This window comes from Sorangium sp. So ce394, from assembly GCF_051474665.1.
GTDB classification, from domain to species: domain Bacteria; phylum Myxococcota_A; class Polyangia; order Polyangiales; family Polyangiaceae; genus Sorangium; species Sorangium cellulosum_D.
On sequence record NZ_CP150339.1, the window covers coordinates 13,328,619 to 13,342,481 of the forward strand.

Below are 13,863 nucleotides of genomic sequence, written 5' to 3' on the forward strand. Positions count from 1 at the left end.
GGCGCGACGGTCCGGGGGTGGCCGCGGGCGGCCTTCGATCCACACGATCCTTTGCTGCGCGGCCGCGCTTGGCTATGGTGAGCGCCTGGAGAGAGGGGGCCGCGACCCGCGGCCCGAGCTGCTCCTGGGGACCGCGGGCGCGGCTCCCCGAGCACAAGCGTCTGGTGAGCCATGCGGATCTCCGAGGACCCCGCTCCGGGGCAGCGTCTCGGGCGATATGAGCTTCTGCGCCTCATCGGCGAGGGCGGGATGGCGCAGGTCTGGGCCGCGCGCATGGAGGGCTCCCGCGGCTTCCACAAGGTCGTCGCGCTGAAGACGCTCATCCCGGCGCTCGCGCGCGATCCGCAGTTCCAGCGCATGTTCCTCGACGAGGCGAACCTCGCCGCGAAGATCCATCACCGCAACGTGGTCGAGATCCTCGACCTCGGCGACACCGACGGCGTGCTCTTCCTCGTGATGGAGTGGATCGACGGGCAGACGATGCAGCGGCTGCTCCGGCCGGGCCTGCGCCCGATGCCGATCTCCCCGGCGATGGCGGCGCGCGTCGTGGCCGACGCGGCGCACGGGCTGCACGCGGCGCACGAGCTCCACGACGAGCGCGGGGTGCCGCTCGGCATCGTGCACCGGGACGTCTGCCCGCAGAACATCCTCATCGATCGCGACGGCACGGTGAAGGTGGCCGATTTCGGGATCGTGAAGGCGTTCGAGCGGCTGGGCGACACGACGCAGACCGGCGAGATCAAGGGCAAGGGCGAGTACATGTCGCCCGAGCAGGCGCAGGGGCACCAGGTCGATCGCCGCTCGGACATCTTCTCGCTCGGCGTGGTGCTCTTCGAGGCGGTGACGGGCGCGCTCCCGTTCCAGGTGCTGCACGACCTCGTGCTGCCGCAGACCGGGTCGTCGGAGCCGCCGCGGCCCACGCTGATCGCGCCGCAGTGCCCGCGGGATCTCGAGGAGATCATCCTGAAGGCGCTCGCGCGCGACCCGGACCGGCGCTTCCAGACGGCGGGCGAGATGGCGAGCGCGCTGGAGGACTTCCTGATGCGCAGGTCGGGCGTGATCACGACCGCGCACGTGGCGGAGCTCCTGATGGCGCGCTGCGGGGACAAGCTCGAGGAGGAGCGGCAGCGGATCGCGGACGCGATCGTCCCGCAGCAGCGCCCCGGGTGGCGGCCGAAGCCGGGGGCGACGCTGAGCGTCGGGCCTCCGTCGGAGGGCCGCTCGCGGAACGCGCGCACGGCGCCGCGGTGGGGGATCGGCGGGCTGATGCGCGCCGGCAGCGACGCGCTGCGCCCGGTGGCGCTGCCGTGGCTCGTGGCGTCGGTCTCGACGGGCGTCGCGGTGGCGTCGCTCATGTTCGTCGCGCTGAGCCGGCCGAGGGATCAGCGGCCCATCGTGGATCCGATCGCGGTGCAGACGCAGCCGAGCGCCGCGGTGGTGAAGCTGAACGGCGTGGTGCTCGGCGTGGGCAGCCAGGTCATCGCGCGGCCGAAGCCGGGGGTGTCGCTCGTGGTGGAGGCGCGGTCGAGCGACGGCGTCTCGCAGACGGTGGAGATCACGTCGGAGTCGCCCGCGCGGATCCAGATCAACCTGGACGCGAAGGGCGAGCCCGGCCCCGGGACCGCGGCGCCGCCGGGCAGCGGGCGCGCGCCGGCGGCGAGGTAGCCGCGGGGGCGGAGGCCGGCGGGCGCGGGTCACGTCGGGGCGTCCGCGAGCTCGCCGCGCAGCAGGCCGTAGAGCGCGGTGTCGGTGTACCGCCCGTCGTAGTACCAGTTCTGGCGCTGCTGCCCCTCGAGCGCGAAGCCGAGGCGCTCGAGCACGCGCGCGGAGGCGCGGTTGTCCGGATCGATCTGCGCCTCGACGCGGTGGAGCTCCATGGACTCGAAGCCGAAGCGGATCACGGCGCGCAGCGCCTCGGTCATGATCCCCCGGTTCCAGAACGCGGGCAGGAGCTCGTAGCCGATCTCCGCCGAGCGATGGGGCTTGTTCCAGCGCCAGAAGCCGCCTGTGCCGACGAGCTCTCCGTTCTCCTTGAGGGTGATGCCCCAGCGGATCGAGGTGTTCTCTCGGACGCCGGTCATGACGGTGGCGATGCGCCGCTCCGAGTCCGCGAGCGAGCCGTCCGGCCCGCGGCCGGCGTAGCGCACCACCTCCGGATCCGACTGGATGCGGAAGATGCGCTCGACGTCGCTGGGCGTGATCGCGCGGAGCGTCAGGCGCGGCGTCGTGAGGACGGGGAACGGATCGAACGACGTCATCGGCCGATGGCATCAGCGGAGGTCTCGGGGCGTCAAGCGCGGGGCACGGGCCGGGCGGCCTTGACGTCGCCGTGCGCTCGGCCGACACCTCTCGGGGAGGACTTCGCATGGCGCCGCTCGAGGAACTGGGTGCGGAGCCGCTCGCCGCGCTCGAGGAGGCGGAGGGCGCCGGCGGCGAGCGCGGGGTGGAGGGCGCTGGGGCGCCGGGGCGTCGGGTCCGCTTTGCGCGCGGGGTGTCCGAGCTGCCCGGCGATCTGCCGGTGGTGGTGCTCCACGAGGACGCGATCCTGCGCTGGCGGCCCACGCCGAGGCGGCCGGACGGCGCGCCCGCGCGGCTCTCTGACGTGGCGGTGGGCGCGGCGATCGCGGTCGAGCACGGCGGCATCTGGGACGAGGGGCTCGTCCTCGGGCGCGTGGTGCGCCCCGCGCGCGCGGGCGGCTTCCGGGTCGACGGCGACGTGGAGCACTACCCGTCGGTCGTCGACGCCGAGCGGGCGCACGGCCCGCTCGAGCCGGGAGAGCCGCAGGAGCTGCCGGCGGCGGCCGGGGATCCGGCGTTCGAGCTGGGCGAGCCGATCGGGCGCGACGCGCGCGGGATCGGCCGCAGGGCGAGGCGATAGCCGCGAGCGACGCAGGGCGAGGCGATCGCCGCGGGCGACGCAGGGCGAGGCGATCGCCGCGGGCGCGCCGCGCCTGCTGCGTCGCTCAACCGAGGTCGCTGACCGCGTCGCCGCCCGCCTCGGCCCAGCTGTCGCGGCTGCGCAGCCGCTCGCGGTAGGCGATCACCTTCGGCCAGCGCCCGGCGTCGTCGAGGTGCGATCCGCGGAGCAGCGAGAGGGCGGCGCCGACGGAGCAGTCCGCGAGCGACATGGAGCTCTTGAGCAGGTACGGGGCCTCGAGCTCTGCCTCGAGCAGATCGAGCGAGCGCGTCGCCTCGTCGCTGGCCCGCTTGACGACCGCCTCGGCGAGGGCGGGGAGGCCCGTCTTCGGCGCGACGACGTTGGTCCACCAGATCGCGCTGCAGTGCGGGGTCAGGTGCGCGCTGTCGAAGAACAGCCACTGGAGCGCCCTGGCCTCGGACGTCGCCACGTCGGGCCAGCGCGTCGTCCCGTGCGTGCGGCCGAGGTAGGCGATGATGGCGTTCGACTCCCGGAGCACGAGCGGGCCGTCCTCGAGGACGGGCACCTTCCGGTGCGGGTTCAGCCGGGCGAACGCCTCGGCGCGCTGCTCGCCTCGAAACAGGTCGACCTCGACCGGTTCGTAGGCGAGCCCGAGCTCGGCGAGGGCGAGGCGCACCTTGAGCGCGTTGGGCGAGTGGCGGAACGTGTAGAGGCGCATGCCGGCGCAGTAGCGCATGCGGCCGGAGGGCGCGAGCGGGCGCGGGTGGCGGGGATGAGGAGCGCGCGGGAAAGCGTGCGCGTCTGGCTGAATCAGGCGATGCCGGTGACGAGCGGATCGACCGGATCGGGCTCGGGCTTCACGGGGCCGGCATCCGGCTTCTTGTCGGGCCGAGGGGACGCCGGCGTGGAGCGTGTCGCCGTGTACAGATTGGGGAATCGACCTTCGGGATCGTCGTAATAGAAGAGGAACCGGCCAATGCGGACGGCTTCGTCGTAATGGCGGAAGAGCAGCTTGGCGGCGCGCGCCTGGTAGCCTTTCCAGAGCGTCTGTTCGGGCGTCGACGTGGCGCCGAGCAGGCGCAGGATCTGCTCCGCGAGGGCGCTCGCTTCCTGCTCGTCCTCGCTGCGGAAGTTCCTCTTGTCGTCTTTGATGGCGTCGCGGTGCCTGCGGTACAAATCGGCGACGCCCGACAGGTCGTTGGCGAGGTCGAGGTGACCGCTGCCCGCGCGCAGGTGCGCGAGCTGGGCGGTGGCCTCCGCGTCGCCGTCGAGGTGGTACTCGAGGGTCTTCAGCATGCGCGCGCGCATCTCGTAGGCGCGCTCGACGAGGGTGGCCGGGAGCGCCGCCCCGGAGTGCGTGGCCGAGGTGAGGAGGAGCTTGTGCCGGGCGAACCAGGTCGCCCAGGCGACGCTCTCGAGTCTGTCGATGAGCGCGGCGTCGAGCGCGCCCGCCGCGGCGATGGCCGCGATGCGCTGGCGCAGCTCGGGCGCGGCGAGCGTCTGGGCCACGCCGATGGCCTGCACGGCGGCTGCCTGGAGGTCGAGCCGCGGCGTGTCCAGCCCGACGAGCGGTATCGCGTCCAGGTCGGGCTTCACGCGCTGGAAGGCCGCCTCCGCGATATGGAGCTGGGTGGGTTCGACGGCGGGTGTCCCTGATTTGTTCGGGTTCTTGGGTTTGGGCATGGACGCAAGGACTAAGTCGCGTTGGAGAGAATGCCGCGAGCGAGCACGAAAAGGATGCGATTCATGAATATCGTCGTGCGGTTGCACGAATGGCAGGGGAGGTCGCGCGGGGCGTGGGGATTGAACGACGTGCTGGGCGAGCGGGTCGGTCGAGCTGGGAGCCCGGGCGGGTGGGTGGAGGAGCAGACGGTGCTCCGGCCGGTGCATCGGCTGGCCGGCGGCGGAGGACGCTGCGACGTTGTGGGAAGTGCGCCGGGCTTCGCGGCGGGTGGTGCAGGACGCTGCGGGAAGCGCGCGGGGCTTCGCCGGAGGTGGTGCAGGACGTTGCGGCAAGCGCGCGGGGCTTCGCCGGAGGTGGTGCAGGACGTTGCGGGAAGTGCGCGGGCTTCGCCGGAGGTGGTGCAGGAGTTGGGGGAAGCGCGCGGAGCTTCGCTGCAGGTGGTGCGGGACGCTGCGGGAAGCGCGCGGAGCTTCGCTGTAGGCGGTGCGGGCGTGCAGGCGGTTGCACGGGCTGCGTTCCGCTACGGCTTCGTCGGCGGCTGCAGGATGCGGAGCCGAGGGCAGGGCTGTGGCGGCTGGTTCGGTTTGCCGATCAGCTGATCGGAGAGGGATCGCCTTCCGGCATCACGGCGAGATTTCTCCACGAGCACCATCCGTGCCAGCTGCGGATGTGTACATGCTCAACACTCGAACTCGGTTGTCGATGGTGCGAGCTCAAGCATCAACTCCTTCCGTACCCACCATCGTCCTCTTGCCGCCGCTTTTGTTCAGCGCTAGCTTCGTAGCAGTTAGCTAGCTTCGCATCTGTACTATCGACTCCAGCTTCGTGTCCGCACTGGAACCACGGTTCAGTGCGCAAGCGTGATTTTGTGCTGAGGGCGAGGAGGGTACCGTGCGTGGCGACAAGGGCAAGAGGGCGAGAGGGCGACGGCAGCCTTCCCGACTGAAATTGCCCGCCTCGTCAGAGGCTGACACAGGAATGGCCGACAAGCCATCGTTTCCTGCGCCTGAGCGGCGCAGAACGCCCGGCGGCTCTGCTGGTAGCGGCCGAGAACAGCTTGTTGCTACGATCGGCTGCGCTGGTTTGGCTGTTGCCACGTCCGCGGTCAATCCGTTAAACCTAGGGATTGTTGCAGGAGCGGTCGTGCTGATTGTGTGGATGCTGCAGGGGCATGGCAGATGACAGAAACGATCACTTCTCTAAAGTGGGATCGGTTCTGGTTCCTCAAGCAATCAAGAGACTATTGAGAGCAATCCGTCATCGAAAGAACGCAGTCGGGTACAGCTGCTCTGCTTCATCGATGATGATGCGCGGTTTGTTGCATGAGCGCACAACCTGTCCTTCAAGGAGATGTCGGTGTCCCAGGAGATCGCACCACGCGTTGATATCGCGTTCCGCCTCGCGGCGAATCTCGTCCCGCTCGACCACGGCTACGCCCTGTTCGGCGCGATCTGTCGGATCGCCGGCGACCTGCACGGCGCGGGGTGGCTCGCGGTGCACCCGCTTCCCGGCGTGCCACGGCCTGACGGCTTGCTCGCGGTGGACGCACACCGCGGCCTTCGCCTCCGGCTGGAGCCTGGCCAGATCGCTCGTGTCCTCTGCCTTGCCGGCAAGCGTCTCGAGCTCGATGGACACTCCGCGCGAGTGGGCGTTTCCACGGTGCACGCGATCGAGCCCGCAGCGGAGCTGCGCGCCCGCATCGTCGTCATCAAGGGGTTCACCGAGCCGGAGCCGTTCCGGGAGGCGCTGCGGCGGCAGCTCGACGCCCTGGAGGTCGCCGCGCGCATCGAGCTCGGGCGACGGCGCACGATCACCGTCAACGGCTACACCGTCGTGGGGTTCGAGACGGCGCTGCATGAGCTGACGCCGGACGGTTCGCTGCGGGCCCAGTACGCGGGCCTCGGAGGCAAGCAGCGGATGGGGTGCGGTGTGCTCGTGCCGACCGGGCGTCGCGCTCGTCGAACGCAGGCGCGGGCCGAGGCGTGATGCGCTCGCCGCTCCTCGCGAAGTCGTACGACCGCAAGGGCTTCAAGCAAGGCCCGCCGGATTTCGCGCTCCTCACGCAGCACAGCCGCGACGTGGCCGCTGCGTGTCGGGCGCTGGCCGATGTGATCGGTGCGGCCGCACTGGAGGCGGCAGCGCTTGACGCAGGCGAGCTCGAGCGCTTCGCCATGACGCTGCGGCTGTGCGGCTGGATGCAGGACGTCGGGAAGGCCAACAGCGACTTCCAGGCGATGGTCCACGACCAGCCGCAGATCGAGCAGCTCGTGCGGCATGAGACGGTCTCCGGGTTCCTCGTCTGGCTGGATCCCGCGATCCGTCGCTGGCTCGCGCCGATGGAGGAGGTCCTCCTGGTCGCGACGTGGGGCGCGCTCGGTCACCACCGCAAGTTCGACGAGCAGGTTGGAATGAACCAGGGCGCCGCGCTGACCGTGCACGCAGCCCACGAGGACTTCGCGACGCTCCTCCGGGACATGGCGGCCGACCTCGGGCTGCCAGCGCCGCCCAGGTTCGAGCGCGATTTCACGATCGGCCGCAGCAGGCGGGACCGTGCGGACCGCGTCGCCGGGCCGATGCGACAGCAGATGGTCGACGACTTCCGGGACGCCGAGGCCGACTTCAAGGACGACCGCCAGCGCCGCTTCGTTGCGTTGGTGAAGGGGCTCGGCATCGCCGCCGACGTGGCGGCGAGCGCGGTGGCACGGCGCCACGTCATGGCAGCGCGCTACTCCCTCCCGGAGTTCATCGCTCGCAGTTTGTCGACGCGGCTCACCCGCAGCGAGTTGACCGGGCTGATCCATCGCTGGGCGTGGCGGACTTACGACGGCCGGGCGCCGGTGGACCTCTCGCAGCTTCCACCTGGTTTCGGGTACCGGCCGTTTCAGGAGGACGTGGCGGCGTCCCCTTCGCGCCTGACGCTGGCGGAGGCGGGGTGCGGCTCCGGGAAGAGCGTCGCTGCCTACCTCTGGGTGCGCGAATGGTGTGCACGCCGTGAGATCGCCGGTGCACCCGGCTTCCGCCTGTTCTTCTGCCTCCCGACCACCGGCACGACCACCGAGCACTTCAAGGACTACGCGATCGAGGCGGACGTCCCGGCGGAGCTTGTCCATTCGCGGGCGTCCGTCGACCTGCACACCCTCGCGACGACCGCCGACCAAGAGGAAGACGAGGACGCGGGAGACGGCGCAGATCGTTCGGACCGCGCCGAGTCAGCGAAGAACGCGCTGAGAGCCGAGCGGGACAAGATCGAGGCGCTCGCGCTCTGGGACGCGCGCGTCACGGTGACGACCGCCGACACCGTGCTCGGGCTGATGGCGAACGCACGCCGTGCGCTGTGCGCGCTGCCGGCGATCGTGCAGTCGGCGATCGTCTTCGACGAGATCCACGCGTTCGACGATCACCTCTTCGGGCACCTGCTGGTGTTCCTGAAGAACTTCCCGGGCATCCCGGTGCTGCTGATGACCGCGTCGCTGCCGGAGGCGCGCCGACGCGCGCTGGCCGAGGTTCGGCCCGACGTCCACGTCGTGCCCGGGCCGGCCGACCTGGAGACGCTTCCGCGGTACTGCGTGGCCGAGGCCGAGAGCTCGGAGGCTTGCTGGCCAGAGATCGACGCCTGCCTGCGCGGAGGCGGCAAGGTGCTCTGGGTGCGGAACCGCGTCGCGTGGGCGAACGCGGTGTACCGCAACGCGGTCGAGCGGTTCCCGGAGATGAGGGTCGACGTGTACCACTCGCGCCTGCGGTACAAAGATCGCAGCCGCCGACACCGTCGGGTGATCGATCGCTTCAAGCGCGCGGGGACGCCGGCTCTGCTGGTCGCCACGCAGGTGGCAGAGATGTCGCTCGATCTCTCCGCGGACCTGCTGGTCTCGGACGAGGCATCCGTTCCCGCGTTGATCCAGCGCCTCGGACGTCTGAACCGACGCGCCACGCCCAAGTCCCCGGGGAGCCCGAAGCGGGCGCTGATCGTGCCGGTCCCGGTGAAGGAGGCGCTGCCTTACAGCGCGGAGGAGATCGAGGCGAGCCGCGTCTGGAGGAGCAACCTCGCGAAGCTCGGGCGCGCGCTGCACCAGCGCGATCTCTCGGAGCAGTTCGCCTCCCTCGCCTCAGCGCATGCGATCGACTACGCCGCCGCCGAGGAGGCCGCCGTCTTCCTGGGGGTCCCAGAGCGCAGCGGCCTCTGGCGCACGCGGCCTGGTAGCACCCGCGGCGCCGGGTACACCGTCACCGTGCTGCTCGAGCGCGACGTGGCCGCGCACCGGCGGGACCATGGCGACAGCGCCCCGACCGCCGAGTGGCTCCGCGAGCACGAGGTGTCGATCCCGATCAGGCAGGCGGTGCACGGGTGGCCGCGCGTGGCCGGGCTGCCCGTCGCGCTCGAGGACGCTGTCGTTTACGACTACGACGAATCCACCGGAGAAGGGACCGGCGCGCGATGGCGAGAGAGCTGACCTACCGGCTCACGAACCCGAACTACACCGTCTACCACCGCGCGGCGCTCGGCGGCCTTGCATCGACGGTGCTCGCATGGCGAGCGAAGCCGCGCAGCGCGCCCGCCGGGATCGAGCACGACGTCCAGCGCGACCGCGTGCGGCTCGCGTGGCGGGACGACCTCTCCGATCAGGAGGCGCTGCAGCGGATCCTCGACGCCTCGTTCCGGCTCACCAAGGACAAGCTGATCGATCTCGTCGGCCAGGCTGTGGCCGAGGATAATGTCGAGCTCCGCCTCGCGATCCACAACGGTCTGTGCGCGACCTTCCTGCAGCACCCCAAGATGCGCCCCTCGGAGAAGGAGCCGAAGCGCGTCGAGATTCGAAGCGCGGACGACGAGACCCGCGGGCTGTTCACGTACAAGGCCGTCACCTCGTATGCCCACCAGAAGGCGCAGGGGACCGGGCTGCTCGAGCCGGCGAAGAAGGGCTCGTCGGCGGGGCGGTTCCCCGCGGTCGCGACGATCCCGCAGTCGGTGGTCCCGGGCGCCATGACGGGGATGCAGCCGCTCGAGACCACCGCGGAGGAGGCGATCCTGCTGCTCTACCTGATGGTGGGCAGCGCGGTGTTTCTGCTGCGTCCGAGGACGTACAAGGAAAAGATGCAGGCGTGCGTCGTCGTGCCGGACGTGAGCGATCTCGTCGCGTTCTCGAGGGCGTTGCGGGCGGTGGCGGGGGTCGACGTCGAGCGGCCGCGGCTCAGCAGCAGCTATCTCGGGCGCGTCGCTGGCGGCGCCGAGGAGGCGGCGCTGCGGTTGCTCGTCGATCTCACGGCAGACGACCTGCGCGATAGCCCCGGTGTGGCGGGTCTCCAGGCGATCGCGATGGGGAAGGTGGCGTGGGACAAGAACCAGGTCAACCGGAGCGCCACGGTGAGGATCGGTCTGACCTACCCTGAGCTCGACGTGTTTCGGAGCGCGAGCACGCATCTCGGGAAGACGAGGATCGTCCCGGGGAGCAAGGGCGACGGCTACGCCGTGCCGATGAGCCCGATCCCGGAGCTCGTCGCGGCGAACCTTGCCACCGGCCGGCACTGGGCGGCGCACTTCCGCGAGCTCGTGAGCGAGTCGAAGGATTTCTCGAGGATGCGCTTCGCGCAGAAAGGGCTGCAGAAGATGAAGGAGGCGATCAAGGACGGCGTGGACCAGGCCGTCATCGACATGTTTCACGAGGCGTGGCGCAAGACGATGGGCGCGCTCGGCGAGCGAGCGCGCCGCGACGGGCTGAGCTTCGAGCGGCTGACCGAGGTGGAGCGGGAGCGGATCCGGAACTCGATCCTGCGCTCCAAGACGGCCGACGCGCTTGCGGGCTGGTTCCTGCGTTTCTGCGCCGACGCGACCCGGGGTGCCTCCCTGCCCGCGGCGCAGAAGGAGGCCGCCGTGTTGCGCGAGTTCATCTTCAACGAACGGAATGCACAGCGGCTGCAGAACCTGCTGCTCTTCGCGCTCGTGAGCTACGCGAAGGACGACACGAGCGCGCGGACCACGGGAGAGGTGTGAGACGATGCCCACGAACTATCTCTACGGGACGGTGCTGACGGGCGAGGCGGTCGCCGCCAACAACCGGGGCGAGAACATCGGCAATACGACCACGCTGCAGAAGGTGTTCCTCCAGGACGACCTGCACACGAGCGTGTCGGCGGAAGCGATTCGCTTCGCGATCCGCTACCGGTTCCAGCTCCAGGGGCTCCGGGTCAACCGCAGCTACGACGGCGGCCTGGGGAGGCTGAAGTACGAGGACGAGAAGCGGACCGGCTGGGATCCCGCGGGTGCCGTTTTTGTCGATGATGATCTCATGGGTTTCATGGACGCGGCTGCCGCGGCCAAGGAGCGAGAGGAGGAAGACGGCGACGAGGCCGAGGAGGACGCGGGGGCCTCAGGCGCGAAGGAAGGCAACGGCAAGAAGGGAAAACAGGCTGCCAAGCCGAAGGGCAAGGGAAAGACGACGAAGCGCCCGAGCCCGCTCGCGGTCGGTCGCGCCGTGTCGTTGCGTCCGTACCGTGGAGAGCTCTCGTACAACGCCGTCAGCGGCGAGAAGGAGAAGGGGAAGCTCTCGCTCTACAGCGCCGAGATGCACACGACCGAGTATCAGTACTCGTTCGGCCTGAACCTCGGCGACGTGGTCGACAAGCGGAACATCGGTCACCTCGTCGACGCGATCCTCGATCCGCCGCCGGTCGCGGGCAACCACGCGCGCTTCGCGTACGATTTCTCGCCAGCGTCGATCGTCCTCCGGCTCACGCACGCGCACTCGTCCCGGATCCAGAACTGCTTCGATCACGACGAGGCGCGCCGCACCTACAAGGTCGATCGCCTTCTTCATCGCGTGCAGAGCGGCGACGTCCCCGCGGGCGAGCTCATCGTCGCGGGCGAGATCGCTGCCACGCAGGCTGGATCGCGGCTGAAGGAGCTCGGCGCGACCGTGCTGCCCGGGATCGCCGCGGCGGGCGTGGAGACGCGGGCGCGCATCGCCAGGCTCGGGGGGCCGTTCGCGGCGGTCGCCGCATCGGGCGCCGGCGGATGATCACCGTTCGCGTCCAGGCGCCGTACGCGAGCTTCCGCAAGTCCTACGCGCGATCGTTCGCCGAGAGCTATCCGTTCGCGCCGCCGGCGACGGTGTACGGCATGCTCCTGTCGCTCGTCGGCGAGCGATCGCGCGCGCGTCACGCCGGGGTGCGCCTGGCGTTTGCGTACGCGCGCCAGCCGACCGTCGCGACGACGCTCCGCAAGCTGAGCCGGTACAAGTACGGGGTGGCCTCCAAGCAGGAGAAGCTCGGCAATGCGCCGGACTTCGTCGAGACGCTCTGCGGGCTCGATTTTCTCTGCTGGATCGACAGCGCCGGCGAGGTCACAGGCGAGGGGCACGGCGCGGCTCGCCCAGGGCTGGAGGAGCGCGTGGAGCGCGCCGTGCTGTCGCCGGAGACCGTCACGCGGAGCGGCATCGTGTGCTTGGGCCTCAGCGACGACGCGGTCGACGCGGTGACCCTGGTGAGCGAACCGGAGGGCAGGTGGCGACGGCTGGTGCCGGATGAGGCAGGGGAAGTCGAGCTGCCCACGTGGGTCGATCACGTCGGCTCCCTCCACACGCGCTGGCGGCGGTTTCACTTCGACGCGGAATCGCAGGAGGTCTCCCGCTCGCCTCCGCGGGAGCACTTCGTGGAGATCGACGATCCGCGTCCTGGCCGAGGCGGATGAGCCGCCGGGAGACGTCGTCGAGATGACGCTCGCGTCGGCCGCGCTGAGCATCCGAGGGCGCATCGACGCGCTCCGCGGGCGAAGCGGCGACCTGTACCCGGTGGAGCACAAGCGCGGCCATCCTCGACGCGGTCGCTCCGCCGACGCGTTCGACGTGATCGAGCGCGAAGGTGAGCGCACGCGGATCGGAGCGCGAGAGGTGAGCGACATCGTGGTGCACGGTCATGCGCAGATCACCACGCAGGCGCTCAGACTCTGCGCCGCCGAGGAGATCGGTGTCCACTTCGTCGGCGTCGGCGGGGCACACATCGGCGTGTTCAGCGGCGGGAGTTCGGGCGTGCAGCGGAGGATCCGCCAGTTCCGCGGGCTGACGGACAACATCTTCGCCATCGAGCTCGCCCGGCGGCTGGTGACGGCGAAGATCGAGATGCAGCTTCGCCATGTGCTCAGGGCGTCGCGCAAGGACGACTCGTTGCGCGCGGCCGTCGAGGAGCCGATCGAGATCCTGCGTGGCAGCTTGCGCCGCGCCGCGGATCGCCTGTCGCTCATGGGTCAGGAGGGCAACGCTGCGCGTGGCTACTTCAGCGCGCTCGCGGTGCTCGTGCATCCGGATGCCGGAGACGCGCTGCGCCCGCGCGGTCGCTCTCGCCGGCCGCCGGAAGATCGCTTCAACGCGCTGCTCTCCTTCGGCTACACGCTGCTCTACCGGGACGTGCTCAGCGCGATCTTCCGGGTCGGGCTGGAGCCCGGCTTCGGTGTGCTGCACCAGCCACGTTCCGCAGCGTTCCCGCTGGCCTTGGATTTGACCGAGCTCTTTCGGGTCCCAGTTGTCGACATGGCGGTCCTCGGCGCTGTCAACCGCCGGACCTTCGATGCGGAGCGCGACTTCGCGATCACGGGCCGTCAGGTCTGGCTGTCCGATGTTGGCCGTCGCGCGTTCATCGAGGTGTACGAGCGTCGCAAGCACGAGGAGTACCGCCACGACGTGCTCGGCTTCTCTCTCTCCTATGCGCGCATGATGGAGCTCGAAGTGCGGCTGCTGGAGAAAGAGTGGTCGGGCGAGCCTGGTCTCTTTGCCCGCTTTCGTATCCGGTAGAGGTTCCCCATGCCCGAGCCCCGTCACTGGCATCTCGTCGTGTACGACGTCTCCGAGCCGAAGGCGCTGCGCAAGGTGCACAAGGTGCTGAGCGCCTGGGGAAAGCCCGTTCAGTACTCGGTCTTCCGCGTGCGCGGAACGGCTCGCGAGCTTGCGCGCCTGCGCTTCGAGCTGACCGGGCTCATCGCCTCGGAAGACCGCCTGATGTTCATCCGACTCTGCCCGGACTGCGCCACCAGGGTTACCGTTCAGGGCAAAGATCTGGCGCCGCTCGATCTTGAGCCACCGCCGTTCCGGATCGTGTGAGCCGGAGGATCAAGCATCGGCGCACGATGCCCGACGCGCCTCGGTCCTTGACAATCAAACCTAGTGATTACGATAATTTACGTCGTGCTGAGGGCTGGGCAGGTGCGTGAATGGCAGCAGATGCGAGTGAAGACGCGGCTGGAGGAGGAGCAGGCACGCGGGCGGGGCGGGGACCCCGGCCAAGGAAGGGTGGAGCTTGCAGGGGAGGTGAAATAGGT

The 13,863-nt window shown here is 70.0% G+C and carries 12 protein-coding genes; 9 read left to right on the top strand and 3 right to left on the bottom strand.

What is annotated here, in order from left to right; genetic code table 11:
- Positions 1–171: 171 nt before the first annotated feature.
- Positions 172–1,665 (top strand): serine/threonine-protein kinase, encoded by a 1,494-nt coding sequence (locus WMF33_RS49265; RefSeq protein WP_437335057.1) that lies wholly within the window; start codon positions 172–174, stop codon positions 1,663–1,665.
- Between the two features lie 29 nt (positions 1,666–1,694).
- Here WMF33_RS49265 and WMF33_RS49270 read toward each other — a convergent pair whose 3' ends face one another.
- Positions 1,695–2,258 carry a GNAT family N-acetyltransferase gene (locus WMF33_RS49270; protein WP_437335058.1) on the bottom strand — a complete coding sequence of 188 codons (564 nt, stop codon included), beginning with the start codon at positions 2,256–2,258 and terminating at the stop codon, positions 1,695–1,697.
- 107 nt (positions 2,259–2,365) lie between these two features.
- Here WMF33_RS49270 and WMF33_RS49275 point away from each other — a divergent pair, with 107 nt between their 5' ends.
- A complete protein-coding gene (locus tag WMF33_RS49275) occupies positions 2,366–2,878 on the top strand; it encodes a hypothetical protein (RefSeq protein ID WP_437335059.1) in 513 nt (170 codons plus the stop codon).
- An 85-nt stretch (positions 2,879–2,963) separates the two neighbouring features.
- On the opposite strand, the gene WMF33_RS49280 is transcribed toward WMF33_RS49275, so the two are convergent.
- Positions 2,964–3,596 (bottom strand): glutathione S-transferase family protein, encoded by a 633-nt coding sequence (locus WMF33_RS49280; protein ID WP_437335060.1) that lies wholly within the window; start codon positions 3,594–3,596, stop codon positions 2,964–2,966.
- 92 nt (positions 3,597–3,688) lie between these two features.
- The gene (locus WMF33_RS49285; RefSeq protein WP_437335061.1) at positions 3,689–4,648 is read right to left on the bottom strand and encodes a hypothetical protein; all 960 of its coding nucleotides are present in this window, start codon (positions 4,646–4,648) and stop codon (positions 3,689–3,691) included.
- 1,270 nt (positions 4,649–5,918) lie between these two features.
- Here WMF33_RS49285 and cas6 point away from each other — a divergent pair.
- From cas6 to cas2, 7 genes are read left to right on the top strand one after another with little or no spacing between them, the layout of a single operon-like run.
- On the top strand, positions 5,919–6,548 hold the full coding sequence (gene cas6, locus WMF33_RS49290) for a type I-MYXAN CRISPR-associated protein Cas6/Cmx6 (RefSeq protein WP_437335062.1): 630 nt from the start codon (positions 5,919–5,921) through the stop codon (positions 6,546–6,548).
- Positions 6,548–9,010, top strand: a complete 2,463-nt coding sequence (gene cas3, locus WMF33_RS49295; protein ID WP_437335063.1) for a CRISPR-associated helicase Cas3' — start codon at positions 6,548–6,550, stop codon at positions 9,008–9,010. The genes cas6 and cas3 overlap by 1 nt, the downstream gene beginning before the upstream one ends.
- The gene (cas8a1, locus tag WMF33_RS49300) at positions 8,995–10,548 is read left to right on the top strand and encodes a type I-MYXAN CRISPR-associated Cas8a1/Cmx1 (RefSeq protein WP_437335064.1); all 1,554 of its coding nucleotides are present in this window, start codon (positions 8,995–8,997) and stop codon (positions 10,546–10,548) included. The genes cas3 and cas8a1 overlap by 16 nt, the downstream gene beginning before the upstream one ends.
- A gap of 4 nt (positions 10,549–10,552) precedes the next feature.
- Positions 10,553–11,572, top strand: a complete 1,020-nt coding sequence (locus tag WMF33_RS49305) for a DevR family CRISPR-associated autoregulator (protein ID WP_437335065.1) — start codon at positions 10,553–10,555, stop codon at positions 11,570–11,572.
- Positions 11,569–12,243 (top strand): type I-MYXAN CRISPR-associated protein Cas5/Cmx5/DevS, encoded by a 675-nt coding sequence (gene cas5, locus WMF33_RS49310; protein WP_437335066.1) that lies wholly within the window; start codon positions 11,569–11,571, stop codon positions 12,241–12,243. The genes WMF33_RS49305 and cas5 overlap by 4 nt, the downstream gene beginning before the upstream one ends.
- Before the next feature lie 22 nt (positions 12,244–12,265).
- Entirely contained in the window at positions 12,266–13,339 is a 1,074-nt protein-coding gene (cas1, locus tag WMF33_RS49315; RefSeq protein ID WP_437335067.1) for a type I-MYXAN CRISPR-associated endonuclease Cas1, read from the top strand.
- Positions 13,340–13,348: 9 nt separating this feature from the next.
- Positions 13,349–13,645 carry a CRISPR-associated endonuclease Cas2 gene (gene cas2 / locus WMF33_RS49320; protein ID WP_063815964.1) on the top strand — a complete coding sequence of 99 codons (297 nt, stop codon included), beginning with the start codon at positions 13,349–13,351 and terminating at the stop codon, positions 13,643–13,645.
- Positions 13,646–13,863: the final 218 nt, after the last annotated feature.